Annotated in this window: 19 protein-coding genes and 1 tRNA gene; 13 read left to right on the forward strand and 7 right to left on the reverse strand. The window is 65.8% G+C overall.

Features of this window, described 5'->3' with window-relative positions; translation table 11 throughout:
* The first annotated feature begins 2 nt into the window (after positions 1-2).
* Positions 3-1,049 carry a hypothetical protein gene (locus IT430_13170; protein ID MCC6908888.1) on the forward strand — a complete coding sequence of 349 codons (1,047 nt, stop codon included), beginning with the start codon at positions 3-5 and terminating at the stop codon, positions 1,047-1,049.
* Between the two features lie 33 nt (positions 1,050-1,082).
* Here the strand turns inward: IT430_13170 and IT430_13175 are convergent, their stop codons facing one another.
* Together IT430_13175 and atpG are read right to left on the reverse strand one after the other, a co-directional pair.
* Entirely contained in the window at positions 1,083-4,262 is a 3,180-nt protein-coding gene (locus tag IT430_13175; GenBank protein ID MCC6908889.1) for a tetratricopeptide repeat protein, read from the reverse strand.
* Positions 4,263-4,322: 60 nt separating this feature from the next.
* A complete protein-coding gene (gene atpG, locus IT430_13180) occupies positions 4,323-5,189 on the reverse strand; it encodes an ATP synthase F1 subunit gamma (GenBank protein ID MCC6908890.1) in 867 nt (288 codons plus the stop codon).
* Positions 5,190-5,524: 335 nt separating this feature from the next.
* Between atpG and IT430_13185 the strand changes: the two genes are divergently transcribed.
* Positions 5,525-6,586 carry an acyl-CoA desaturase gene (locus IT430_13185; GenBank protein ID MCC6908891.1) on the forward strand — a complete coding sequence of 354 codons (1,062 nt, stop codon included), beginning with the start codon at positions 5,525-5,527 and terminating at the stop codon, positions 6,584-6,586.
* A 70-nt stretch (positions 6,587-6,656) separates the two neighbouring features.
* On the opposite strand, the gene hisS is transcribed toward IT430_13185, so the two are convergent.
* Positions 6,657-8,057 (reverse strand): histidine--tRNA ligase, encoded by a 1,401-nt coding sequence (gene hisS, locus IT430_13190; GenBank protein ID MCC6908892.1) that lies wholly within the window; start codon positions 8,055-8,057, stop codon positions 6,657-6,659.
* A 218-nt stretch (positions 8,058-8,275) separates the two neighbouring features.
* Between hisS and IT430_13195 the strand changes: the two genes are divergently transcribed.
* From IT430_13195 to IT430_13210, 4 genes are all read left to right on the forward strand, one after another.
* Positions 8,276-9,076: a DUF1559 domain-containing protein gene (locus IT430_13195; protein ID MCC6908893.1), complete on the forward strand. Its 801-nt coding sequence runs from the start codon at positions 8,276-8,278 to the stop codon at positions 9,074-9,076.
* Positions 9,077-9,094: 18 nt separating this feature from the next.
* Positions 9,095-9,898: a DUF1559 domain-containing protein gene (locus IT430_13200; GenBank protein MCC6908894.1), complete on the forward strand. Its 804-nt coding sequence runs from the start codon at positions 9,095-9,097 to the stop codon at positions 9,896-9,898.
* A 63-nt stretch (positions 9,899-9,961) separates the two neighbouring features.
* The gene (locus IT430_13205; GenBank protein MCC6908895.1) at positions 9,962-11,656 is read left to right on the forward strand and encodes a molybdopterin-dependent oxidoreductase; all 1,695 of its coding nucleotides are present in this window, start codon (positions 9,962-9,964) and stop codon (positions 11,654-11,656) included.
* 17 nt (positions 11,657-11,673) lie between these two features.
* Positions 11,674-12,477, forward strand: coding sequence for a phosphoribosylformylglycinamidine synthase subunit PurQ (locus IT430_13210; protein MCC6908896.1), 804 nt, complete (start codon positions 11,674-11,676; stop codon positions 12,475-12,477).
* Positions 12,478-12,484: 7 nt separating this feature from the next.
* Here IT430_13210 and IT430_13215 read toward each other — a convergent pair whose 3' ends face one another.
* Positions 12,485-14,827, reverse strand: a complete 2,343-nt coding sequence (locus IT430_13215; GenBank protein ID MCC6908897.1) for an HDIG domain-containing protein — start codon at positions 14,825-14,827, stop codon at positions 12,485-12,487.
* Positions 14,824-15,882, reverse strand: a complete 1,059-nt coding sequence (locus tag IT430_13220) for a PhoH family protein (protein ID MCC6908898.1) — start codon at positions 15,880-15,882, stop codon at positions 14,824-14,826. The genes IT430_13215 and IT430_13220 overlap by 4 nt, the downstream gene beginning before the upstream one ends.
* A 292-nt stretch (positions 15,883-16,174) precedes the next feature.
* Here IT430_13220 and IT430_13225 point away from each other — a divergent pair, with 292 nt between their 5' ends.
* From IT430_13225 to IT430_13245, 5 genes are all read left to right on the forward strand, one after another.
* Positions 16,175-16,732: a hypothetical protein gene (locus tag IT430_13225; GenBank protein MCC6908899.1), complete on the forward strand. Its 558-nt coding sequence runs from the start codon at positions 16,175-16,177 to the stop codon at positions 16,730-16,732.
* Between the two features lie 55 nt (positions 16,733-16,787).
* Positions 16,788-16,859, forward strand: a tRNA-Gly gene (locus IT430_13230).
* 100 nt (positions 16,860-16,959) lie between these two features.
* Complete coding sequence (locus IT430_13235; GenBank protein ID MCC6908900.1) at positions 16,960-18,882, forward strand: chloride channel protein; 1,923 nt, start codon at positions 16,960-16,962, stop codon at positions 18,880-18,882.
* Positions 18,883-19,134: 252 nt separating this feature from the next.
* Positions 19,135-20,316, forward strand: coding sequence for a PLP-dependent transferase (locus tag IT430_13240; GenBank protein ID MCC6908901.1), 1,182 nt, complete (start codon positions 19,135-19,137; stop codon positions 20,314-20,316).
* The gene (locus tag IT430_13245; protein ID MCC6908902.1) at positions 20,313-21,605 is read left to right on the forward strand and encodes a homoserine dehydrogenase; all 1,293 of its coding nucleotides are present in this window, start codon (positions 20,313-20,315) and stop codon (positions 21,603-21,605) included. The genes IT430_13240 and IT430_13245 overlap by 4 nt, the downstream gene beginning before the upstream one ends.
* Here the strand turns inward: IT430_13245 and IT430_13250 are convergent.
* Positions 21,554-22,765, reverse strand: a complete 1,212-nt coding sequence (locus tag IT430_13250) for a glycosyltransferase family 4 protein (GenBank protein MCC6908903.1) — start codon at positions 22,763-22,765, stop codon at positions 21,554-21,556. The two genes, IT430_13245 and IT430_13250, sit on opposite strands and share 52 nt — an antisense overlap.
* Before the next feature lie 131 nt (positions 22,766-22,896).
* Between IT430_13250 and IT430_13255 the strand changes: the two genes are divergently transcribed.
* Positions 22,897-23,289 carry a hypothetical protein gene (locus IT430_13255; protein MCC6908904.1) on the forward strand — a complete coding sequence of 131 codons (393 nt, stop codon included), beginning with the start codon at positions 22,897-22,899 and terminating at the stop codon, positions 23,287-23,289.
* Positions 23,290-23,657: 368 nt separating this feature from the next.
* A complete protein-coding gene (uvrA, locus tag IT430_13260) occupies positions 23,658-26,657 on the forward strand; it encodes an excinuclease ABC subunit UvrA (GenBank protein MCC6908905.1) in 3,000 nt (999 codons plus the stop codon).
* 18 nt (positions 26,658-26,675) lie between these two features.
* On the opposite strand, the gene IT430_13265 is transcribed toward uvrA, so the two are convergent.
* A complete protein-coding gene (locus tag IT430_13265) occupies positions 26,676-26,921 on the reverse strand; it encodes a DUF2934 domain-containing protein (protein MCC6908906.1) in 246 nt (81 codons plus the stop codon).
* Between the last annotated feature and the right edge of the window lie 56 nt (positions 26,922-26,977).

The raw sequence follows: 26,977 nt of genomic DNA on the forward strand, positions 1-26,977 counted from the left end.
CCATGCCTGCCTTCGATCGTTTTGCCCTGTGCCTCAGCGCATCGCTGCTCGCTGCCGCCGCCGCGTCCGCCCAGCCGCTTTACGACGCCGAGATCTTCTCGCCGATCACGGGGCAGGCGTCGATTTTTGCCACCGCGATGGATGGCAACGGAGTGATCGTCGGCTACTGCGGAGATGATCGATACGACCCGCTCGCCACACCGGTTGCCGTTATCGATGGCCGCGTCATCGAGGGCGCCAAGCCGACGGGCTCTCTCAACTTCCCCCTCGGCCTGTCAGGCCCGGCGCTCGTCGTCGGCACGTCATCGCAGTTTCCCGTGGCGTGGGTGCAGGGCCGGCCCCGGGCGCTGCGGCCAGCCGGCGGCCTGCCGCAGGGCGCCGCATCCGACGCCAATACTCTGGGCATCATCTGCGGCGAAGTCGTCCGCGATTTCACCGGCGCTCAGTTCCCCGTCGTGTGGCCGAACCATGCGGCGGCCGGCATCCGATTGCGCGGCCTCGGCGACGCTTCGCGCGGGTCTTGCTTCGCCATCAACGAACACAACCAGGTCGCCGGCGCCGTGCACAACGTCGCCGGCTACGGCTTTGTCGCCGTTCGCTGGGATCGGGTCGATCGGCCGCCGCTGCCCATCGGCGTGCTTCCGGGCGCGATGAACAGTGAAGGGCTGTGCATCAATGATCTGGGCGATATCGCCGGCCGCTCGTCATTTCCGGATTTCACCACCGAAGCCTTCGTCTATCTCGATGACACCCGGTCGATGATTGGCCTGGGTAACCTCGGCCAGCCGTACAGTTACGCGCGCGGCATCAATGATGCACGACAGGTCGTCGGCGAGTCCGCCGCGGCAAACGGACAGGTGCACGGCTTTGTCTGGAGCGACGGGGTAATGCGTGACCTGACCGATCTCATTGCCCACTCGAGCGAGCCGATTCTCTACATCTCCAACGCCGTGGCAATCGATGGCTCCCGCCGCATCGCCGCTGAAGCGCAGGTGTCCACCTCCGGCGGCCCGGCGACGCGGATCGCCCTGCTGACGCCGGTGCGATAGGCAATCCGAGAGCGCGCTTTCGGCCCAGCGGCTTCATTGATCGGCGCCCGCGGGCGGGAGCGTTGTCGAACGCGCTCTCCAAATCGCCGCCCGCTCGCCGTAGTCCTCTGATGGAAACTGCGCGTGCAGTGCCTCGTACCGATCGGCGAGGATTGTCGCCGGCGCGGCGATTCTCCACGCACGATACTCGAACTCCGGACCAGCTGTGTCGAGCATGCGGTTGAGCAGCGACTCTGCCTCTTCAAGTTCATCAGACTGAATCAGGAACAGCGCCAGCACTTCAGCCGCTTCTGTTGTAACTCGATGCGCCGGACCAAGCGTTTTGTGGCAGTCCTCGTACAGTGCGGCGGGCGTCGGTTCGATGGAATCCAACTCGCCGACCGCGAGCAGGACCGAAGCCCGGCCCAACTCTGCCTCAAGCGTCTGACGATGCGACCGGCCGAGGGTGCGCCGCCTCAGCGCAATCGCGTTCTCGAAGTGAGGCTTGGCATCAGCCACTTGAGCCGCGCGCGCCAGCAGTTCTGCGAAGCGCAGTTCCGCTTCGATCGCCAGGGCCGAGTCGCTCCCAAGCGCCGAACTCGCTTTGGCGAACGTCGCCTCAAGCATGGCGCGGGCCTCATCGACTCGGCCGCTCGCGCCCAACGCTCGGGCGTGGATGATCTCTCCGCTGAGGGCGAGGACGTCGCCGCCAGCCGCGCTGCGATCACCGATGAGTTCGATGGCTTGACGCGGCTCGCCCCCGAGGATCAGTGTCAGTGCGAGTCTGTGCGACGCCTGTATCGTCAGCGGATCGTCAGGACCGAGTGCGGTGCGACATGTCTCCAATGCGGCCTCAAGCTGCTCTACCGCATCCGCGATGCGCCCCTGCTCGCGGAGCAGCACCCCGAGGCTGATCCTCGTTTCAATCGAATCGGCATCGTGAGGACTGAGCAATTCCTCCCGGATCTCCCTCGCACGAGACAACGCCTGCTCCGCCCCTTCGAGAAAGCCCACGTCCATCATCAGATCCGCCAGCGTCTGAAACAGTGACGCCTTCACGACGGGACGAACGGAGTCGGCGTCGCGCAACGAGACAATTGCACGCGAGAAAAAGTGCTTGTTCACGATGTGAATCGCCAGCACGGTCGGTGCGCCCTGACGCGTGAGTTCGTCGAGGGCGGCGACTGCCGGCCGGCGGCGCGCGTCGTTCGGCCCGCCGCGGCCAATCGGCGGCCCGTCCTGCCTGAGGGGCGGACGGTCGTCCGCGCCCGTCCCGGGGCCAGGGCCGGCAATCGGTTGGTCGGGCAGGCTGTCCGGGTTGCGTCCCAGCGCGCCCGACATCTGCAGGGCCTGGCGAATCTCGCCGACCATGTCCATGCTCATGGCTTCGAGATCCGCGCCGGTCAGCACCGTACCGAGAAAGCGCTTCACTTCCTCCAGATCGCGCGCCCGGCTCTCCGCCAGCGTGCGCGACTCGATTTCCTGGGCCCGCAGGCCTCGCTCCCGATTCAGAAAGAACCACGACACACCCAGCAGCGCCATCAGCGATGCCGCAATCGTCCAGCGGACCGCGGCGCCGACGCGCCGCCGCAACGCCGCCATGCGGCGATCGACCTCTTCGCGCGCCAGCTGTTCCTGTCGCGCCTGGGCGAGTTCATGACACCGCTGGTCGAGTGCGCCCAGACGGCGAGCCGCTTCGGCCGCGCTGGCCAGTCGATGGCCGACATCTCCATCCACCATCTCCGCCACGTCGTTGGTCAGGATCTCGCGCCGCACCGGGTCCTCGATAGTCCGTTCGAGGTCGCGCTGCCAGCCAGGCGCGAGCGGCCGATCGAGGTCTCCCGCGAGCATCTGGTAGAGCATGACGCCGATGGCGTAGACATCGCCCTGTGCTGTGAAGGCCGCAGGTTTCGCATCTGCATGACCACTCGGAACGGGGGCGAGCATTTCGGGCGGCGCATACATCGGCGTCCCCGAACGGCTCGACAGATTGGCCGTCGTCTGCGTCACCGTGAAGCCAGACATGGTGATGTGCCGTTCGAGCAGGCGCGCGCGGTCCTGCAGCACGCCGATTCCAAAGTCGCTGATCATCGGCCGCGGCGTACCGTCCGCCGATCGGTCGATGAGCACGTTGGACGGCTTGAGGTCCTTGTGCAACACACCCACGCTATGAGCCGCGGCCACGGCCTGCGCGACCTGGCGGAGCAGTTCGAGTCGGAAGTCCATCGGCACCGCCTGGATGCCGCCCTGCTCCTGAGCCCAGATTCTCAGGTCGCCGAGCGGCGCATACTCGCTCTCGAGGTAAAACGGCGGAGACTCGAAGTTCACCTCGTACAGCCGAGCGATATCGGATCTGTCGCCCAGAACATCGCGCAGGAGCCGGAACAGAGTCAACTCGCGCTTGAGCGAACGAAGTCGATCCGGGTCGAAGCAGAATTTGAAGACGCGGTAGCCGCGCGTGCGCTGATGCTGCGCGAGCCAGACTTCGCCCGACCCGCCGACTCCCAGTTGTCGCTCAATGAACCAGCCTGGCCGATGCGGCACTTCGAGGCCGCGCGCCGGGCGCCAGCCGTAGGTCTCCTCGTCGCCGGCGGGAACGGCCTGCCGCGCCTTATCCGTATTTCGCGGAGGCTCGAGCGGCGCCACGCCCCGCGCCCCGACCTCGTGGATGAGAATCGGTTCGTCTGCGCCCTGAAAAACGTACGGGCCGTGCGCCAGCCACGCCAGCGGCGGCGCTTCACCGGAACCTATCCGGGGATGCTCGCGCACGTACTGCCGCGCGTCGTTGAAGCAGTGGTTCGTAAGCAGAATCTGGCTCGGACCCGCCAGGCTCATCACCCTCGCGGCCAGATCGACGGCTAGCCCCGACACGTCGTACCGGCCTCGCTCGTCGGGGACTTCGATCGCAGTACCCGCGTGAATCGCGATTCGAACACGAATCGCCTCGCTCTGCCATGGCTCGTTCGCCAAAGCCCACTGGAACGAAAGGGCCGTACAAACCGCCTCACCGGGCGTCTCGAACTGCGCCAGAAACCCATCGCCGGTGTCCTTGAGCAGCACGCCCCGAAGCGAGTTGGACATGGCATCGCGGAACAGTTCGGCGTGGCGCTTGAGCAGCAGGACATAGGCCTGGTCGCCGAGCCGCGTCTTCATGCCGACGGAATCAACGATGTCGCTGAAGAGCAACACGACCTGCCGAGCAGAGCCCGTCGTTGGTTCCGCGCCGATCGCCACGCGGACATCATAACCCGTGCGGGGGGTCCGGGAGCAGGCCAGCCATCTTGGCGATCACTCTCAGCCCAGCGCCGCCGAGCCGCCGATGATTTCGTTCAGTTCGGTGGTGATCTGCGCCTGGCGGGCGCGGTTGTAGTTGCGTCGCAGGGTTTTGCTCAACTTACCGGCGTTGTCGGTCGCGGCCTTCATGGCCACCATCCGCGAGACATGCTCGCTGACCACCGCGTCGTTGATCGCCTGGAACAGGCTCGTCTTAACGGTGATGGGCAACAGATCGGCCAGCAGGCTCTCGGCGTCGGGACTGAACTCGTACTCCGCGATGCGCCTGGGACCGCCCGCATCGGCGTGCTCGGGCGCGCTCAGCGGAAGGATCGACTCGACGACCGGCATCTGCCGCCCGGCCGAGATGAACTTCATGTACGCCACGGACACTTTGTCGTACACGCCCTCTTTGAATTCTCGCATGAGCCGCTCAGCCAAAACCTCGACGGCGGCGTAGGTCGGCTTCTCGCCGAACTGGTGCTGCCGGGCCACGTCAAAGCCGGCAAAGCGATAGAACAGCACGCCCTTCTTGCCCACGACCTCGAGGCGACGCTCGCGCTGCATCGAGCGAAGGTAGGTGGTGGCGGTTCGCAGGACATTCGAGTTGTACGCGCCGCACAGGCCGCGATCCGACGTCAGGACCAGCAGCAGCTCGCGGTTGGGCGAAGGCGTGGGCGCCTGGAAGAGGTAGTGGGAGACACCGCCGGCGCTGGCGGCCAATTCGCCCACGAGCGTGCGGACTTTCTCGGTGTATGGCTTGGTCGCCGTAGCGCGATCCAGGGCGCTCTTGAAGCGGGCCGTGGCGATCATCTGCATCGTGTTGGTAATGCGTCGGATGTTGCCGACGGCCTTGATGCGCTTCTTGATCTCGCGGATTTGTGCCATAGGCGGCGATGGTAGGTTTGGCCGCTGGCCGGGACAATCCGGGCGATAACCGGGCATCGGACCTCCGCTTTAATCCACCGCAGGCGTCGCCGCAACGCCGATCTGCAGAATTGAACGGGCAGTTCAAGGTTTTGCGGGTCTTGGACAAATCCTGATATACACTTGATACGTCCGGTATCGACCGTCGGCGGCACGGACGCATCGGGGCGACGGCTCAGTCGCAGCACACGCCTCCGACGCGGTTTGCACACCGCCGACAATGTGAGCGGGAGAAGGTGTCTCAGCGCGATCCAGCAACGGTCCGCGGCTGAGACTGCAGAAGAGAGAGAACGCGCATGACGCAAGTGGTGGAACGTGTCGGGGGCGTGGCCATCGGGTCCAGGCCTCTGCCGTCGATCCGAGCAACTGGAACGGCGCCCGTCGCCCTCGCGGCCGAGGACGCCCGGCAGCCGTTGGGCGGCGCCTCACCCGCGCCGGCCGCGATCGGCGCCGGACGCTCTCCCCTGGTCCGCCTGGGCATCGCCCTGCGCCGGCTCACGCTGGTGACGGTGATCCACCTGTCGCTGGTGTTCGTGCCGTTCGTCTTCTTCTCGTGGGAGATGGTGGCGGCGACGGTGTTCACCTACTGCTTCCTGATGATCGGGATGGCGGGGTGGATGCACCGCTATTTCAGTCACCGCACGTTCCGCACGAGTCGCGCGTTCCAGTTCATCCTCGCCTTCTGGGCGGGCTGCGGCGCGCAGCGCGGCACGCTTTGGTGGGCGGCGCATCACCGCCGGCACCATGCATTTGCCGACACCGTCGATGACCCGCACACTCCCACGCTGCTCGCGTTCTGGCGATCGCACATGGTCTGGATCTTCGAAGACGCGCATCAGCAGTCGAACTACAAATGGGTGCGCGACCTGGCGCGGTATCCCGAACTGCGCTTCCTCGACAAGTGGTACTGGACGCCACCGATTGTCTACTGGACCTCTTTCGGCCTGCTCGGCGCCTGGCTGGGACACGCCCGCGGCATCGGCGCTGGCGCTGGCGCCGGCGCGATGCTCGTATGGGGACCGGTGCTGGGTACGGTGCTGGCCTGGCACGCCACGTTCTGCATCAACTCAGTCACGCACCTGTGGGGCCGGCGGCGTTACGACACCGGCGACGACAGCCGCAATGTCTCCTGGCTCTCGTGGATTAACTTCGGCGAAGGCTGGCACAACAACCACCACTACTACCCGCACTCGGCCAACCTCGGCTTCCACTGGTGGCAGGTTGACCCGGCGTACTACGTCATCCTGCTGGCCGAAAAGCTCGGTCTGATCTGGGATGTCAAGAAGGCCCCGCCGCGCGCGGTCGAGGGCCAGGTCCGCCGCGCCAAGCCGCGACCCGAACATTTCGAACGCGATTGAAGTTGTTTCCGCGCTACGTGTGCGATGATCCGGGGCTTCGGCGGCCTGCCCCCCGGCTTGGGTCGCGCGCTCAGGGCTTGGCCGCGCGGCGCTGGCGGATCCAGGCGAGCAGTTCCTCGCGCTTGAGGATGTGCTGACGGCCGTCGGTGAAGTCCTTCACGGACACCGTGCCGGCCGAGTACTCATCATCGATGATGATCGCCGTCCGCGCGAAGCACGAGGCGGCATCCTTGAGCAACTTCTCGACCTTGCTGGTGGACTTGTACGAGCGGCGCGCGTGCAGTCCGGCGCGCTGCAGTTCAGCCACCAGCGGCACCACCGCCGCGTCGCACTCCGTGCCGCCCGTCGAAATGACGAACGCGTCGGGCCTCGTGTTGAGATGTTCGGCGAGCATCTCCTCATCGGGCATCAGACCGCTCTCTTCGAGCACGAGCGAGAGCACGACGTCACCCATTCCAAAGCCAACGGCAGGCGTGGGCGGGCCGCCGAACATCTCGATGAGCCGGTCGTAGCGCCCGCCGCCGGCAATGGCCCGCTGGCCCTGCGCGGTGATCTCGAACACGGTGCCTGTGTAGTACGCCAGGCCGCGCACGATCGAGAAGTCAAACTCGCACCACCTGAGGATCGCGCGAGCCGCCAGTTCGGACAGCAACGCCACGAGGCCCGCCGTCGCCGGGGAACTCCTGTCAATCGGCGGGATCGTCCGTCCGCTCTCGAGCGCGGCCAGCGCCTCGTTCATCTGGCTCTGTACCTGGTCGAGTCCGCGGATAAACGCGCCGGAATCGAGGCCGATCTCAGCGCACGATGCATCGAACTGCTCGGCCGGCATGCGGTCGCGCCGGTCAAGCAGCGTAAGTGCCGCCTGCAGATCTGCTTCGGCCACCCCGCTGCTTTGCAGCATTTCGGAGACGAGATCGCGGTTGCTCAGGCGCACCGTGAGATGCTTCGATTCCAGGCCGAGTTCGCGAAAGAGCGCGATGGCCGCCGCAATGACCTCGGCGTCGGCCGCGGGCGAGTCGTCGCCGATGACATCGACGTTCCACTGAAGAAACTCGCGCAGCCGGCCGCGCTGGGGCCGCTCGGCGCGGTAGTGCAGCGGGATGGCGAACCACTTCGTCGGCCGGGGCAGCGAGGCAGCCCTGTCGGCGAACATGCGGGCGAGCGTGGGCGTGAACTCCGGCCGCAGGGCATAGGGCGCCCGGCCGGTGGCTTTGACCTGCTCGACCTCTTCGGGGCTTTTGCCGCTGAAGGCCTGGAAGAGTTCGCCGAGGATCCCCTCGCCGCTCTTGACGGCGTAAAGGTCGGAGGATTCGAAGGTGGGCCCTTCAATCTCGTCAAAGCCGTGCCGGATAGCCACTTTGCGCCAAGCTCGCTCGATGTAGCGTCTGCGGGCCATCTCGCGCGGATAGAAGTCGCGCGTGCCCTTGGGTCCCTGGAACTTTTTGCCGCGTTTACCTTCCTTTTCAGCCATGGCGGCTGAGGGTAGCGGCGGCTTGATGGCGAATCGACTGCAAGCGACGCGAGTGCCCGGCGACTCTCCTGCAACCGGGAGTCGAACAAAAAGTGAGGAATTCGCCAAAGAAACTGGCGTGAGATAGCCAAATCAGGTACATTATTGAGCATCGGGCCGCGTTCGCCGGCCTGCACGCTCTGCGGATGCTCGTGGGCTGCTGACTGAAGGAGAATCGAATGCCGCGTCTGATCGCTCGCCGCCGGGGCTTCACCCTCATCGAACTGCTCGTGGTGATCTCCATCATCGCGCTGCTCATCGGCCTGCTGCTGCCGGCCCTGTCGCAGGCGCGCGATGCCGGCCGCCGCGCGACGTGCCTGTCGAACATGAAGCAGATCGGGTACGGCATGCACTTCTACGCGAAGGACTACGACAGCTTCGTGCCGCGTGAGGGGCACTATTACGACCGACGGTACTCAAGTTGGAACCCGAACCTCTCGTCGAACATCCCCTGGCCGTTCGCGTTTCGTCCCTACGTGGACAAGACGCCCGGAGACTACTACACGCGCATGCAGCGCGGCGGGCAGGGCGACAAATTCGAGTTCCTGAGCGTGTACAAGTGCCCTTCGCATCCCCGCAAGGAGCACTACATCCAGTATGTGAACAACGGCATCAAGTTCGATCGCAGCGGAAACCGCGATGACCTTTGTCCAGCCACCCGCTACGAGGAGTTCCAACGTCCATCGACGACGCTCTACTTGTCAGAGTTCACGGACGACGAATCGGCGTCATTCGCGCAGAACAACTACGGCCCGGCATTCTCGAGTTACGGCGATCGCGGCGTCGCCTCGTGGTACGACATCTGGCGCGGCTTCCATATCAACGGACAGAATGAGAACTACGACACGGGCCGCCGCCTCTCCAAAAACCGCCACAAGACAGGGTCGAACTGCCTCTTCACTGACAGCCATGCTGAACTGATCAAGGACGACAGCATGGTCGAGAAGGACTCCTGGAACGACTGGACGCCCCGCTTCTAGACCTGCAGGCTTGTGAACATGCATCGCGCCACTCGCGGACGATCCGGTTTCACGCTGATCGAACTGCTCGTCGTCGTTTCGCTGATCGCGCTGCTCATCGCGCTGCTCCTGCCGGCGCTGGCGCAGGCGCGGCGGGCGGCGCAGCGGACGGGTTGCCTCTCCAACCTGCGGCAGATCGGCTGCGGCATCCAGTTCTACACCCGCGACTTCAACGACTTCGTGCCGCGCGAAGGGCACTACTTCGACCGGGCGGCGCCGTCGTGGGCTCGGAAGCCCGCTTCGAGCATTCCGTGGGCGTTTGCCTTTCGCCCCTATGTCGATCCATCGTCTCCTGGCGACTACTACAAGCGCATGCAGCGCGGCGGCGAAGGGGACCGCTTCGAATTTCTGAGCGTGTACAAGTGCCCCTCGCACCCACGGCGCGAGCACTTCATCCAGTACGCCGTGAACGGAATCAAATTCGACCGCACCGGCGGGCGCGATGAACTGGCCACGGCCACCACGCTCGACGAGTTCCGCCGGCCCGCCGAGACGATTTACCTGTCCGAATTCACCGATGACGAGTCGGCATCTTTTGCCGCCAACGCTTACGGGGTGGCGTACACGAACTGGGGCGACCGGGGCGTGGCGTCGTGGTACGACTTCTGGGAAGGCGTCCACATCAGTTCGCCGCTCGAGAACTACGATCGCGGCCGGCGCCTGTCGAGCAATCGGCACGGCAGCGGCTCGAACGCGCTGTTTGCAGACGGGCACGCCCGGCTCATCGACGCGGAGGTGCTGGTGACGCGAGACGCGTGGAACGACTGGACGCCGCGCTTCTGAACTAGAGATGCGGGCGTTTCCCGGCGTCCCCGCCGCCGCCGTCGGCGGCTACGATTGCGCTCCATGGGCACGATCACGATCAACGGCAAGCCGTGCGCGTTTGAGGGCGCTCCTTCGATCCTCCAGGTGGCGCTGGACAACGGCATCGACATCCCCCGCTACTGCTACCACGAGGGGCTCAGCGTGGTCGCGTCGTGCCGCATCTGCCTGGCCGAAGTCTGGGCGCCCAACCCGAAGTCCGGCCAGCTCGAGGCGATTCCGCGCCTGCTGCCGACCTGCCAGACGCCCTGCGGCGACGGGCAGCTGGTCCGCACCGACAGCCCCAAATCGATCGCCAACCAGAAAGCGGTGATGGAGTACCTGCTCATCAACCACCCGCTGGACTGCCCGATCTGCGACCAGGCCGGCGAGTGCTACCTGCAGGATTACTCCTACGAATACGGCCGAGGCGAATCCCGCTTTGAAGAGGCGAAGATCAAGCAGCCCAAGAAGGACGTCGGGCCGCACATCTACCTCTACAGCGACCGCTGCATCATGTGCAGCCGGTGCGTGCGCTTCACGCGCGAAGTGACGGGAACGGCGGAGCTGTGCGTCGTCGGGCGCGGGGCCGCCGAGCAGATCGACCTGTTTCCGGGCAAGGCGCTGGACAACGAACTTTCGGGCAACGTGGCGGACATCTGCCCGGTTGGCGCGCTGCTCGACAAGGATTTCCTCTTCGCCCAGCGCGTCTGGCTGCTCACGAAGACACCGAGCATCGACGGCATCACCGCGTCGGGCGACAACATCTCCATCGAACACAACGACGGGCGGATCTACCGCGTCAAGCCGCGGCGCAACCTCGCCGTCAACAAGTGGTGGATCAGCGACGAGGTGCGCTACGGCTGGGACTTCGTCCACCGCGACGATCGCATCAACGAGCCGCGGCGCGCGCAGTACGGCGACCAGGTGAGCACGAGCTTCACCGCGGCTTATGACGAGATCCACGACCGGCTCTCGACGGTCGTCGCGGGCGGCGGCAAGGTGGCGGCGCTCATCAGCCCGATGCTGCCGTGCGAAGAGGCGTATCTCATGGGCAAGTGGATGCGCGGGCTGTGCAGCGAGCCGGTCCAGCCGATCCTGGGCGTCGGGCCGGTGCCGGTCAGCGGCGAAGAGAAGACGTTTCCGCCGGGCGCTTCGCCTTCGGATAAGAACGCGTTCACCATCCGCGCCGAGAAAGCGCCAAATGCGCGCGGCGTGCGGCGCGTGCTCAAGGGATTCAACCGGCTCGACGGCGACACCGCCCAGCCGCCGGAGTTTGAGCAGTGGCTGGCGGCGATCAAGAACGCCGAGGCGGTGGTCTTGACGGGCAACTATCCCAGCGAATGGGTAACCAAGGACCTCGCCAAGGCCCTGAGCCGCAAGTTCGTCGTGCTCATCGACACGTTGCCCAATGACTTCACGGCCAAGGCGAACGTGGTGCTGCCCGGCGCGACATGGGCGGAAAAGAGCGGGACGTTCGAAAACGTGAACGGCCTGCTGCAGACATTTGAGCAGGCGATTCCGCCGCGCGAGCGCTGCCGGAGCGAAGGGCAGATCTTCAGCGACCTGCTGGCCCGCCGCGCTGCGGGCGCCAACGGCCACGGCCTGCCGCGCTACAACGCCGCGACGGTGCGAGAGGAGATGGCGCGCGAGTTGCAGTTGACGGAATTCACGACGGATGTGCACGCGCCCCTCGCGGGCTCGTTCATCGAATCAGACATGGAACTCGTCGACCTGTAGCAACGAGTTGACCTCGCATGAAGCCGAACACACTGATCATCCGGGCGGCGGGAACGAACTGCGATCGCGAGCTCGCGCACGCCTTTGACAGTGCCGGCGCCGCAACGCAGTTGATCCACCTCAACGTGCTCATGGACCAGCCGGAGCTGCTCGACCGCTTCGATCTGCTCGGCGTGCCGGGCGGGTTCAGTTACGGCGACGACGTGGCAGCCGGGAAGATCCAGGCGCTGCTCATGAAAGAGCGGCTGTATCCGGCGTTGCGGCGCTGCATCGAGCGCGGCGTGCCGATCTTTGCGCCGTGCAACGGTTTTCAGGCGCTGGTCAAAATGGGCCTGCTGCCGGGCCCGGCGCGCGGGCAAGCCTGGCCGACCGACCGGCCCCCGGCGCAGAGCGTCACGCTGCTGGACAACGCCGGCGGGTGCTTCATCGACCGCTGGGTCAACGTCGAAATCGAGCCGCAGTGCCCGTGCATCTGGACGCAGAAGCTCGATGACGTCGGCGGCGAACTGGTCCTGCCCATTGCGCACGGCGAGGGGCGCTTCATCGCCGACCCCGACACGCTCGCGGCGCTCGAAGCGGAGCACTTCATCGCGCTGCGCTACGCCGAGGGGCACAACGTAAACGGCTCAATGAACCGCATCGCCGGCATCTGCGACGCCAGCGGGCTGATCTTCGGCCTCATGCCGCATCCGGAACGGTTTACCCGGTGGATTCAGCACCCCCGCTGGACGCGGCTGGATCAATCGGCCCTTTCGGGTACGCCGCTCGGACTGGCGATGTTCCGCAATGCCGTGCGCCACGCCCAGGCGCAGCGCGTGTAACGCCCGGTCAGGCCGTGGCGGCCGGTGTGGGCGGAGTCTGCTCGCGTTCAGCGGTTTCTCGCTCGACCTGCTGCGACGGATAGACGATGCGTGCATGTCGAATGGCGCAGAGCGACTTGATGATCGAGTCTTCGATCAGCGTGAGTTCGCGCAGCGTCAGGTTGCACTCGTCAAACTGATGGTCGAGCAGGCGCTTCTGCCCCATGCTTCGGACGAGTTGCTCGATGCGCGTCGGCGAGAAGTCTGGCAGAGCGCGCGACGCCGACTCGGATGCGTCGGCGAGCATCACGATCGCCACTTCTTTGGTGCGCGGCCGCGGACCGGGGTAGCGATAGGCCACTTCGTTCACGTCGTCGTGCGTCTTGCCCGACTCGGCCCGCTCCTTGGCGACCTGGTAGAAGTACTCGACGAGCGTCGTGCCGTGGTGGGCTTCGATGAAGTGGTGGATCGGCTTGGGCAAACCCCACTCGCGGGCCATTTCCAGGCCGTCTTTGACGTGGCCGACAATGAGCAGCAGGCTCATGGCCGGGCTGAGTTTCTCGTGGCGGTTGAGCCCGTCGTCCTGGTTCTCGACGAAGTACTGCGGCTTGCTCATCTTGCCGATGTCGTGGTAGAGTGAGCCGACGTAGGTCAGCAGCGAATTGGCGCCGATCGCTTCGGCGGCGGTCTCGGCGATGGTGGCCACCTGCAGCGAGTGGTTCCAGGTGCCCGGGGCGCGCTGCTGGAGTTCACGCAGCAGTTCGTGCTTGGGGTCCCGCAGTTCGACAAGCGTCAGGCCGGTGGTGACGTCGAACACCCGCTCGATCGTCGAGAGAACGCCCAGCGCGAACACGCCGACGAGCACCCCTGCCGACGCGGCAAAGAGGCCGTCGTAGAGCGCTGCCTGCCAGAACGGCGCGGGCTCGGTCATCGGCAGCGACCAGATGGAGCGCAGAATCGCGCCCACGCCCAGCACCGCTCCGGTCATGACCCCGGCACGCACCAGCGTGTGCCGGTCGCGGATGTCGCGCAGGCACGCGACGATGACGCAGGAGCCGACCACGAGCAGGATCAGGGCGCTGATGCGCAGATCGAGGGCAAAGCACACGATCAGCGCGTGAATGGCGCTGACGCCGATGGCCATCTGCCGGCCGAAAGCGACGTGCACGATCACCGTAAGCAGCAGCGTCGGCGCCAGAATCGCCAGCACCAGTGCTTGCGGCATGGCGCGGGCCGCCAGGACGGTCAGCAGCAGCGCGGCGACGCTCATGACCGACATCGACAGCAGGTGTCGCGGGCGGTTGAGCACCGTCGAGTAGAAGATCGAGAGATACGCTCCGAGCGATCCGGCGATGAGCGCCACCAGTCCGGCGATGCCAAGGCGGCCGATCCAGCGCGGCAGCGCCTGCAGATTGTCGAGATAGGCGGCGTGCTCGGCGGTCACGAGTTGCACCTGCTCATTCGTCAGCCGTTCGCCCCTCGTGTAGAGCACTTCCCCGCGCTTGTGCGTGTTCCACTGGTTGGGCACGGCGTCGGCGTTGCGCCGGGCCGTCAGTTGCGTCGCCGCCTCGTCGAACTGGAACGTCGGCTGCTGCTCGGCGAGCAGCCGATGGAGAATCGGCGCCCGCAGCGGCTCGGGAAAGATGCGAATCACACTCTCGCGCACGCCTTCGGGGGCCTCGCCCTCTGCATCGACAAAATCGGAGACGGACACGGTCCGCGTCTCGCCGCTGGCCAGCCTGAGGTGAATGGGCACGGGGGTAAGCGTGGGCTCGAGCTGCCAGCGGTCGCTGTCGATGATGGGCCGGCGGTATACCGTGCGATCGAAGAACTGATCGACGAGCGACGACCACTCCGGCTTCGTCTCGCCGGTTTCGTCGGTGAACTGATGCAGCGCTCCCAACGCCTGCGGCGTCAGATTGAACGAGCGCACCAGCGTTTCATTCACTTCCGAGAGCGAAGCGCGGTTGGCGACGGCGCGCGGCAGGCCGAGAATCGACTGGCGCAGCGGCCCGGTCACCTTCTCGACCTCGGTGTAGATGCGCGGCGCCTGCTGCATCGCCACTTCCTTCTGGGCGCGCGTGCGGCTTTCGTCGAGGACGTTGAAGGACACGCGCGCGGCGAAGGTGTCGCGCATGATCAGGCCCGCGCTGAGCATCGCCTGGCCGCGCGACCAGACGATCAGGCTCGCCGCACCCAGTACATACAACGCCGCGATCCCCAGCGCAATGAGAATCTCGGGGCGGTCGCGCCATGTCGCGGGCGGGCGGCGATCGGCCGGCGAGCGCGTGCGGCGGAACTCCTCGCGCCGGCCGGGCAGTTGCGGCCGCCCGCCGCGGCGCGTCACGCGCGTGGTATTCGTGCGGGTCATGGCGCCACCTCGCTCTCGGCCGGCCGGCGCGGCGGACTCTCCGCAGGCCCGGCGCGGAAGGGCCGCTCGGGTTTGCTGGCCCGCGACACGGCTTCAGAGCCGTAGGCCTCGACAATCTGCTGCACGAGGCGGTGGCGCACGATGTCCTCGCGACCCAGCGCGACCGTCTCCACGCCTCGGATGCGGTGCAGGCGGCGAACCGCGTCGATGAGGCCCGATTGGCTCGGGTCATCCAGGTCCACCTGACTCGGATCGCCGGTCACGATGCACTTGCTGCGCCGGCCGGTGCGCGTGAGGAACATCATCATTTGAGAAATAGTGGCGTTCTGGGCTTCGTCGAGAATGATCGCGGCGTCGTTAAGCGTGCGGCCGCGCATGAACGCCAGCGGGATGATCTCGACCACGTCGTTGGCGATGAAGCGCTGCAGCGACTGGTAATCGAGCATGTCGCCCAGTGCATCGAAAAGCGGGCGCAGGTAGGGGTTGACCTTCTGCTGCAGATCACCGGGCAGAAAGCCGAGCCGCTCGCCAGCCTCGACCGCGGGCCGCGCTAGAACGAGGCGCTTCACGCGGCCGGTTTTGAGCATGTGCACCGCGGCGGCGACGGCGAGGTAGGTCTTACCCGTTCCGGCCGGTCCCACGCCGAAGACGAGGTCGTTGGTTCGTATGGCCTCGAGGTAGAGGTCCTGATTGGGCGTCTTTGGACGCACGGGCCGGCCGGAGGCGTAGACATTGATCAGGCCGTCCCACGCGGGCAGATCATCGCCCACGAGCGTTTCATCCACGCGCGGGGCTTCCGGTGCCGACACGATGGCCTCGAGCACTTGCTCGCGCGATAATGACTGGCGGCTCTGCGCCAGGCGCGCGAGATGTTCGACCACCGCGGCGGCCTTGTTGACCGCTGCCTCATCGCCCCGCAGGACGACGCGGCCGTCCTGGGCGGCCGTGATGTGAACACCCAGCGCTTCGCGGATCATCTTGAGGTTCCTGTCGGAGGAGCCGAGCAGGGTCGTGCGATCGATGCCTGGAGGAATCTTGAGCGTGCGTTCGAGCAACAGGTCCACTCCGTTCGCACCTGCCGGCGCGAAGTTCCTTCCGTCCGCCTCTGTGTCCCCATTGCGGGATGCCCATGATTCTAATCGGCTATCGGGGAGGGGGCGACGAATTCAATACGGACCGGCAACACTGCTCTGTTCGCTGTTCGTTTGGGGCTGCGCCGAGACCCAACGGGACTTCTACCAGGCGCCTCCACCCGAGCCCGCGGGCTGGTCTACAGCGAAGACCAGCGCGCAAGACCTGCCCAGCCAGGTTATTACGCTGCTCTCACGCGAGGGGTTCGAGCTGCACGTGGGCGAGTCGGCGCCGGCTTTCGTGCACGGCAGACTCCTCGAGGAGGGGAACGAAGCCGGTGAGATTCTGGTGATCAAGTACGACCCCCAATTGCCTGATCAGACCGCCGTGGAAGCACGGCTGGGCCTGCTGGGCCGGCCTGAGCGCGAGCGCCGCCTGGCGGAGGCGATCGCCGCGGGATTGACCCAGGCGCCGGCCGGCAGTGAACCGGCGCCACCAGTGCCCGGCCCGTGGAGCACCGCGACCATCACCGGCCGCTGGATCGATCTCGAGGCCGCCGTCAAGGGGGCTGGGGTGTCGGAACATTCGGTCGATCTCACAGTAGTGAGCGTGGACCGCTGGCGCTTTGCGGCACGTTTCACCCTGCGCACACTCGCCGCTGATGAGGGAATGTTGATCGTCACCGGCGACCGGGAAAGCGCCGCCGGTCCGCAACGGGCGTATCTGCGGATCGGGCTGTTCGGCGACCCGGAGCTGGAGCGCGAGGTTCTCGACCGGCTGCAAGAGGCACTCAATCGGCTGGGCAAGCGGCAGCGGCTGCCGGGAGCGCGATGAGCCTTCAACCTCACTTGTCAAAAACCCGATGACCCGGTATACTCCGCCTCGTCGCGCGGGTGTAGCTCAGTGGTAGAGCGTCACGTTGCCAACGTGAAAGTCGTGAGTTCGAATCTCATCACCCGCTCTTGCAAGCCCCGGAACTCCCGGGGCTTGATGCATTCCGGGCCCAATTGCAGCCGGCGCGTCCCGTCGGCCCCCGAGATCGAGCCGCACCATGCCTGCCGATGACTGATTTGCTGCGCAACCTCGTCGGCCGCATCAGGCGACTGAATCTCGACCTCGGCCGGGACTGGGTGCTCATCATCTACGGCGCGATCATCGGCACGCTGACGGCCGCCGGCGCGGTCGGCTTCGCCAAGGCGCTGCACTGGACCGAGCATCTCTGCTACGAGCAGCAGCGATCCTGGCCGATCTGGCTGCTTCCCCTACTGCCCATGGCCGGGGCGCTCGTAACCGGGATCCTCGTTCAGACCTTTGCCAAAGACGCCGAAGGCCACGGCGTACCGCAGGTTATCGACGCCATCGCCCGGCGCGGCGGCAAGATCTCCTGGAAAGTGGGCGTCGTCAAAGTCCTTGCCTCGATTGCCACCGTCGGCTCGGGCGGCTCGGCCGGAGCGGAGGGGCCGATCGTGCAGATCGGCTCGACGTCCGGCTCGGTCTTCGGGCAGATCGCGCGAGTCACGCGTATTGATCTGAGCACTCTGGTCGGCTGCGGCGCTGCCGCCGGGATCGCTTCGATCTTCAACGCGCCTATTACAGGCGTGCTGTTCGCTCTTGAGATCCTGCTGCGCGACTTCTCGCTCAAGACGTTCACCCCGATCATGGTCGCCAGCGTGTTTTCCACTGCGGTGACGCAGGCGCTGCTGCACAACAAGGATGCGATCTTTGCCGTCGAACTGACCGGTTATGAATTTACCTTTGCCGAGATGCCCAGTTACGTGCTGCTGGGCCTGGTCTGCGTACTGGTGAGCGTCGGTATGACGCGCCTGCTCCACTTCGCGGAGGATCAGTTCGCAAAAGTGAAAATGCCGCGCGTGTTGCTGCCGGTGCTGGGCGCGGCGCTGCTGGGCATCACCGGAATCATCTGGGTGCTGCTCATGCGGGGCCCCTACAACGCCAACCAGCACGTGCCGCCGTTCTACGGCAACGGCTACCCCACCATCGTCCATCTCATCGAGCCACGAACCTACGAGCCTCAGCCACTGGCCGCGCCGGCGGCAGATATCGAGCGCGTGCAGACGGAGATCGCCGTTCGGAATGATGAGCCGGACACGGTGGACGACCGAGCCGACGACGCAGCCGCCGAGGCCGATGCGCCGCCGCTGCTCATCAGCGTTCTCGTGCTGCTGACGCTGTTCAAAGCACTGGGCACCTGCCTGACGCTGGGCTCGGGCGGATCCGGCGGAGTGTTCGCGCCGAGCCTGTACATCGGCGCGACGACGGGCGCAGCGTTCGGCCTCATTCTCGAACGGCTCTCGCTCATACCCGCTGGCGTGACGCCCGCTTCCTATGCCCTCGTCGGCATGGCCGCCGTGATCGCAGGCACGACCTTCGCGCCGCTCACGGCGATTCTGCTGCTGTTCGAACTGACCCGCGAGCCGTTTGTCATGCTACCGGCAATGCTCACGGCCATCATCGCGGCCATCGGCTCGCACCTGTGGATGCGCGACTCAATCTACACGATGAAATTGCGCCAGGCGGGCGTGCTGCTCGGCGGCGGGCGCGACCTGACCATCATGCGCCGCGTGCAGGCCCGCACCGTGCCGCCGACGCCCCTGCCCAGCGAGCCGATCTATCCGTCTGATCCGCTGTCCAAACTCATCGCCATGCACATGCCGCGCACGGCTCCGGACTTCGTCGTCGTCGATGAACACGGCGCTTATCTCGGCATGGTAACGGGCGAAGACCTGCGCACGGCGCTGGTCGATCGCGAGGCCATCCCCCTGCTGCTGGTTGCTGAACTGCTGCGCACGGATCTGCCGACGATCGATCCTGAAGAAACGCTCGACACGGTTCTCGACAAGTTCGCCCAACACGACGTGGCGAGCCTGTGCCTGCTGGCGCAGCGCAACCCGAGCCAGCCGCTCGGCCTGATCACGCGCGCGAAGGTCATTCGCTGCTACCAGGAGGCCATCGCGGCCTCGTAGGCGAACTGCCGCTTGACGGCCGCCGCCGCAAGGCTATCCTCGATGCCGATGGTTGATCGCCTTCACATCGCGACGGACATGATGATGTCCATGCCCAGCCCGGGCGCGGGATTCGAATCCTGCGGCTGGTTGGGCGTCGCTCGCTGATCGACCGTTCCCCACCACCGCAATGACTCGATTCCCCCGTCCGGGCCTGCACCGGACCGCGTTGTGCTTCTGCCTTCAGCACTCCCGAACAAGGGGAATCGAATCATGTCTTACCGCTTTGACACGCTGGCGATCCACGCCGGCCAGCCCAACGACGCCCTCACCGGCGCCGTCGTTACGCCCATCTACCAGACCACCACCTACGCCCAGCATGAACTTGGCGGACAGCCCGACTACTGCTACTCGCGCACGGGCAATCCCGGGCGCACGGCCCTCGAGTCCAGCCTGGCCGCACTCGAAGGCGCGCGATACGGGCTCGCGTTTGCGAGCGGGCTCGCGGCCGTCAACGCCCTGCTCCAGACCCTCAGCGCGGGCGATCATGTCGTCGCTTCGCAGGATCTCTACGGCGGGTGCTACCGCATCTTCACGAAGATCTTCTCGCGTTTCGGCGTCACCTTCTCGCTCATCGACACGACGGACGTGCGCAACGTCGAGCGGGCCATCACTGGCGCGACCCGGCTACTCTGGCTCGAAACACCGTCGAATCCGCTGCTGCGGATCACGGATATCCAGGCGTGCTGCGCCGTCGCGCGAGCGCGCGGCATCCGCAGCGTCGTGGACAACACGTTTGCCACGCCGGTGCATCAGCAGCCGCTGCAACTCGGGGCCGACATCGTCCTGCACTCGACGACCAAGTACATTGGCGGGCACTGCGATGTGCTCGGCGGAGCCCTGGTGACCAACGACGAAGAGACATTCGCCGAATTGAAGTTCGTGCAGAATGCAACCGGCGCCGTTCCGGGGCCGCAGGAGTGCTTCCTGCTGCTGCGCGGCATCAAGACGCTCTCGCTGCGCGTGCGCCAGCACGCCGCCAATGCCCAGCGCATCGCCGAACATCTCGAAGCGCACCCAGAGGTGCGACGCGTGATCTATCCGGGGCTGGGCAGTCACCCGCAGCATGAACTCGCGAAGCGCCAGGCGTCGGGCTTCGGCGCCGTCGTCAGCGTCGAATTCGAAGGCGGCATCGAGCGGGTGAGGTCGCTCATCGGCCAGTTGCGCCTCTGGCCGCTGGCCGAGAGCCTCGGCGGCGTGAAGTCGCTGCTGTGCCACCCCGCGACCATGACCCACGCCGCGGTCGAGCCGGCCGAGCGTCGTCGCATCGGAATCGGCGACGGCCTCTTGCGCCTCTCGGTCGGCATCGAGGACGTGCACGACCTCATCGACGACCTCGATGCAGCGCTGGAGCAGTCGGCGCGGGCCGGGCGGGAAGAGCAGGTGTCGGCATGATCCGCCTGCTCGATACACCCGTATCAATATCGAAGGCGATCAGCCGCATCGCCATCCTCGGGTGCGGCAACGTCGGCTCGGAGGTGGTCCGGCAACTGCAGTCGCGGTCGTCGATCGAGGTCGTCTCTGTGCTCGTGCGCGATCTCGCACGCGAGCGGCCCGCGCCGCGCGACCTGCTGACCGATTCATTTGACGACGTACTCGTGAGTCGGCCTGACGTTGTGATCGAACTGCTTGGCGGCGTCGAGCCCGCGCGCACGCATATCGAAGCGGCGCTGCAGCGCGGCGTACCGGTCGTGACGGCCAACAAGTCGGTCATCGCGCGGCATGGCGAATCGCTGCACCGAATCGCCGGCACGCGAGGCGTTCACTTGCGGTACGAAGCCGCGGTCGGCGCCGGCGTGCCGGTGCTCGCCGCGCTCGACCAGCTGCGCGGCGACCGGATCAGCGCGATTCGCGGCATCGTCAACGGCACGTGCAATTTCATCCTCGAACGCGTTGAGAAGACGCGCTGTTCGATCTCTGAGGCGCTGGTCCAGGCCCAGGGCTTCGGATACGCCGAACCGGATCCCTCGGCCGACATCACCGGCCGCGACAGCGCGGAGAAACTGTGCGTTCTGGCGCACCGGGCCGGCTGGGGATGGCCGCGCGTTCAGGACGTGCACACGACCGGGATCGAATCGATCACGGCCGAGGACGTGCAGTGCGCGCTGCGGCAGCACTGCGTTATTCGCCTGGTCGCCGAGGCGCAGTGCGATGGCAATGGGCGCCTGTCGCTGCGCGTTGGGCCCACTCTCGTTCCGCGCGGTCATGCGCTGGCGGCGGCGAGGGGATGCGAGAATGCGTTCGAGATCATCGCGAAGCACGCCGGAGCGATTCGACTGCACGGCCCCGGCGCCGGAGCAAAGCCGACCGCCAGCGCGGTCATCAGCGACCTGCTCGCGATGGTGCCTGCGCGCCGTCACGCAGCGGCGCGCGAAGCGACGTCCACAGCCGCCCAGCCGCTGGAAGAAGTTCCCGCGATGCGTCGGCACTACATCCGCGCTGTCGCGCCGGGCAGAGCCTTCTCTCCGGAGCGGGTATTCGCGGCCCTGAATCTGCATGGAATCGATGTGGACACGACCGAGCTCGTGGATCAGCGCGCCGTGGTGCACACCATGCCCGTCGGCCGCGATCGCGCCCTGGCGCTGGCGCGTCATCTCGTCAATGATGAGATGCGCCACTGCCTCGTGGCGCCTTATGTCGAGCCGGACGACCGGCCCGTCAGCCGCTGGAGGACGCGTTCGTAGACCACCTGCAGATCGTCGACCATGCGCTGCACGCTGAAGCGTTCGCGGCAGAGTTCGCGGCCACGCTCGGCCATTGCTGCCCGCTCGGCGGGGTGATCCGCCATCCAGGCGATCGCCTCGCTCAGCGCCCGGCGCTGTCCGGGCGCAACGAGCCGACCGGTCTGTCCGTCGATGCAGACCTCCGGCGCGCCATCTACGCTGTACGCGACGACGGGCACACCGCTGAGCAGCGCCTGCGGCACCGTGCGCGGCAGCCCCTCGCGGTAACTCGGGTGAACGAGCACATCCATCGCGCGCATCATCGCCGGCACTTGTTCCGGCGGAACCAGGCCCGTCAGGATGACCTGCTTCTCGAGCCCGAGTTCGCGCACCCTGCTCATGAGCCGATCGCGCCACCAGCCGTCGCCCACCCAGAGCATTTTCCAGTTCGGACTGACGCGCATGATCTCGCCGATCGCGTCGAGCAGATCATCGTGACCCTTGAGTTCGGCAAGGCGCGCCACGGTGCCGATGACGAAATCCTCGGGTGACAGGCCGAGTTGCTCGCGCACCTGCTCGCGCGTCACGCCGGGATCGAGAAACTGCTCGGTCTCCATGCCGCTGTAGGCGGTGGTGTAAAGGTCGTCGCGGCCGATCTTCGCAGCCAGCGCCTGGGTCTTCATGGCGTCGCAGACGGTCACGATGGCGTGGCAGCGCCGCGCCGCAATGCGTTCGGCCTGAATGTAGACCCAGTTACGCCAGCGCGACTCGTAGGGGTGGAAGGGCAGGCCGTGGATGGTGTGGATGATGCCGCGCCGACCGGCAGCGCCACCCTCCTTCCACCCGGCGAGGCGGCCGAGGATGCCGGCCTTGGATGAGTGCGTGTGCACGATGTCGGGATCGATCTTCGCGATGAGGCGGCGGCACTCGCTGTAAGCCATCCGATCGCGCCAGGGCGATAGTTCGCGCACGAGATGAGGCACGGTGTGCGTCGTTATGCCGCGAGCATCGGCCGTGCGAAACGCCTGAACGCGTTCGAGCAGCGAGCCTTCGGGCCCGTAGATGGGGCCAAATGCGAGGTGCACTTCATGCCCGGCCCGCGCCTGCCCTTCGCAGGAGAGAACGGTGTTCTCCTGCGAGCCGCCGAGTATGAGCCGGGTTGAGAGGTGGAGGATGAGCATGAAGCAGGCATCAGGGAGAGCCGGAGGCAACGAAGTTTAGCAGCGCCGCCTGCGACGCCTTCGGGCCTATGGTTTGTGTGCGCGATCTGCTCCCACTCTCTCGGGGGCGGCTTGCACAGGCAGAGAGATGAATGCCAGATCTTTCTTTTGATGACTTTCGCCGAATGTTGCGCAACGCCTATCCGATTGGCGACGGACCGGGACTTGACGAACTGTGTCACACGTTTGATCCCGCTTTTGACCACGCAGTTCGATTCGATCATTCCGAGAACTTTGCCCGCCTCCTCATCGACCACTTGGATGAGGTCGTCATAGAGATGCCTTCCGAGCCGCTGCGCCAAACTCGCGATGAAGCGGCGTGCCAACTCCCCGGGCTGTTGTATCAGCTCGTACTCAACTATCCGGGACTGAAAGACGACGCAATTGCCGCAATTCACCAATTGAAAAACATTGAATACCAAGACGAAGCTGGCGTTCTCGATTCGCTCAAACAGCACTGCGATCAGATTGCCAATCTTCACTGATTCGCATGTGAGCATCTGCGGCGGCCCGGTCTCACAGCACCCTCGCTGGACCCTTTCCATCTCTTTCGCGCGCAGCAACTGCTTCGCCCCCTCGCGAAAACTCAACCCTGATGGCTCCGTCTTGTGCCTGCTCGGGAAGGCGCGCACCGCCCGCCGCTTGGCGTGCGAGTATCGCCGCCGCCCAGCCCACCGCTGTTCGGATAAAGAATTTTTTCTCGTGCGCGCAGCGGAGGCAGTAGAGGAAGAGTCTCGCCGCATCCGTCTCGGCCTTGTGGCACGCCCGGCCGGCCGTGATTCCGTGGCCCGAGCATATCATTGACTCCAACCAGGAGCGGCCTTTGCCCAATCGGACTTCAACCAGCCAGAGCATCCGCGTGCGCGGCGCGCGGGAGCACAACCTGCGCGGCATCGACGTAGATATACCGCGCGACCAGCTCATCGTCGTCACCGGCCTGTCGGGCTCGGGAAAGAGTTCACTCGCGTTTGACACGATCTTCGCCGAAGGTCAGCGGAAGTACATGGAGTCGCTGTCGGCGTATGCGCGGCAATTCCTCGACCAGTTGCAGAAGCCCAATGTCGAGACCATCGAGGGCCTGCCGCCGACTATCGCCATCGAGCAGCGCGCCAGCGGACACAATCCGCGCTCGACCGTTGCCACGACGACGGAAATCTACGACTACCTGAGATTGCTCTTTGCGCGCTGCGGCACGCCGCGCTGCTGGCATGGCGCTGACGGCAGCGAACCTCTCTGCGATCGCGTCATCCAGCGATCCAGCGCCACGCAGATCGTCGATGCCATCATGGCCCTGCCTGAAGGCACGAAACTCATGCTGCTGGCGCCACTGGTGCGCGGCAAGAAGGGCTACCACCGTGACGTCCTCGAGAAGCTGCAAACGGAAGGCTTCGTCCGCGCCCGCGTGAACGGCGGCATCATCGACCTGCGCGAAGCGCTCAAGGAGCCGGGCGAGAATCCGCTCAATCTCGGGCGCTACGAACAGCACAGCATCGAAGCCGTCATCGATCGCGTGATCGTCCGGGCGGACGGGCGCGGGCGCATGGCGGATTCGGTCGAGACGGGGTTGCGGTTGGGCGAGGGGCTGCTGATCGTCTCGACCCAGCAAGGGGCGGAGGGAACCGACACCTGGTTGGATCAACTTTACAGCGAACACTTCGCCTGCCCGGTGCATCCGGAGTGCAGTCTGCCGGAACTCGAGCCGCGCCTGTTCAGTTTCAACTCGCCTTTTGGCGCCTGCCCGACGTGCCTGGGTCTGGGCACGATCCAGGAGTTCGATCTCGATCTCATCGTTGACGATCCTTCGCTGACGATCGCGGAGGGCGCCATCAGCGCGTTCGCGAAGATCGGCCACGCGTACCGCTCGTGGTTTTCGGCGGCGATCCGGCGGGCGTGCAAGCGCTTCGGCATCGACATGCACACGCCATTTGCCTCGCTGCCGCGCGAGCACCGCTCGATTCTCCTCGACGGCTCGGGCCAGAGCGGCCGCAAGCGCAACGGCAAGGCGGCCCCCCACTTCACCGGCGTGATTCCGATCCTCAAGGAGCGCTTCGCCAACACGCAGAACGAGCGGGTGAAAGAGCGACTGAGCATGCTGCTGAGCCAGACACCCTGCCCGGCCTGCCGCGGGCGGCGCCTGCGGGTCGAAGCGCTGCACGTCTTCCTGACCGGCCCCGGCGAGCGGCGCATCAACATCGCCGACTTCACGGAGATGACCGTCGAGCAAGCGGACGACTTCGCCGCGGGCCTCGTCCTGACGCGCGAGCAGCAGGAGATCGCCCGGCCGATTCTCAAGGAGATTCTTGCCCGGCTCGGCTTCCTGCGCAGCGTCGGCCTGGGCTATCTCAATCTCAACCGGCGCACGGGCACGCTCTCGGGCGGCGAAGCGCAGCGGATCCGCCTGGCGACGCAGGTGGGAACGGGACTCGTGGGCGTGTGCTACGTCCTCGACGAGCCGACCATCGGCCTGCACCAGCGCGACAACGACCGGCTCATTGCGACGCTGCGACACCTGAGCGACATCGGCAACACCGTCATCGTCGTCGAGCACGATGAAGACATGATCCGCGCCGCCGACCACATTCTCGATCTCGGCCCCGGGCCGGGCGTGCACGGCGGTCTCATCGTCGCGCAGGGCGACGTGGCGGCCATTATTGCGTCGAAGGACTCGATCACCGGACAGTATCTCTCGGGCAGAGAACGCATTGAACTTCCCCAGCAGCGGCGCGAGATGAGCGCGAGCACGGCCATCACCGTCAAGGGCGCCAGCGCCAACAACCTCAAGAACATTGACGTCTCATTTCCTCTGGGCGGCGTCATCTGCGTGACCGGCGTGAGCGGCTCGGGCAAATCGACGCTCGTAAACGAAGTGCTGCTCAAGGCCGTACGGCGCCATCTCAGCCTCGGCCGCGACAAGCCCGGCGAGCACAAGCGCATCACCGGATTGAACAAGATCGACCGCATCATCGACGTGGATCAATCTCCCATCGGCCGCACGCCGCGCAGCAATCCCGCGACGTACACCGGCTTCTTTGATGACATCCGCAAACTCTTCACGAAGACGAAGGAAGCCCGCGTGCGCGGCTACCAGCCGGGCCGGTTCAGTTTCAACGTCAAGGGCGGGCGCTGTGAAGTCTGCGAGGGCCAGGGCACCAAGAAGATCGAGATGCACTTCCTGCCCGACGTCTATGTCGAGTGCGAGGCGTGCGGCGGCACCCGCTACAACCGCGAAACGCTCGAAATCACCTTCAAGGGCAAGAACATCGCTCAGGTGCTGGCGATGACCGTCGAAGAGGGCGTCGAGTTTTTCGAAGCCCACCCGGCGATTCTGCGCATGCTCGAGTGCCTGCACGACGTGGGGCTCGATTACATCCAGATCGGCCAGCCTTCGACGACGCTCTCAGGCGGCGAAGCGCAGCGCATCAAACTCGCCGCCGAACTGGGCAAGGGTTCGACGCTGCACGGCCAGAGCCAGCACACGCTCTACATCCTCGACGAGCCCACCACCGGGCTGCACTTTGCCGACATCAAGAAACTGCTGTCGGTGCTGAATCGACTCGCTGAACAGGGCAACACGCTCGTCGTCATCGAACACAACCTGGATGTGGTCAAGTGCGCCGACTGGATCATTGACCTCGGCCCCGAAGGCGGCGAGGCGGGCGGCAGCGTCGTGGCCGCGGGCACGCCCGAAGACGTGATGCGCATCGACGCGAGCCACACCGGACGGTGGATGCGCAAACATCTCGGCGGCGGCGATGGCGCGAGCCCGGCCAAGCCGCGCAGCGCCAAGCGCTCACCCAAGAAGCAATCGCCTGCTCCTCGCAAGAAGGTGCGGCAGAGCGTCAAGCGGAAGTGAACCGGCCAGGCGGAACGACTACATCCCGCTGCGCAGCAGCTGCTCGGCCTCGCGCCAGTTCTGGTCGGCATCGCCGCCGCGCATCTTCCAGAGTTCGTAGGCCCGCGCGGCAATCATGTCGTGCGTGATGACGCCCGGCGTCTGCCGACGGGCGAGCGCTGGGACCTCCACGGGCGCCGGCGGCGCGACCGAGCGTTCCGACCGCGAGCGGGTGGCGACGCCTGTGCCCCCGGGTCTGATGTTGCCTGAGCGGTTTGTTGCCATGCCAATCCCTCCCAACGTGTCAGGTCTGCGAGTCGAGTCGGACTCCCAGACGATCC

It is taken from the genome of Phycisphaerales bacterium (assembly GCA_020852515.1).
Classification (GTDB): domain Bacteria; phylum Planctomycetota; class Phycisphaerae; order Phycisphaerales; family UBA5793; genus UBA5793.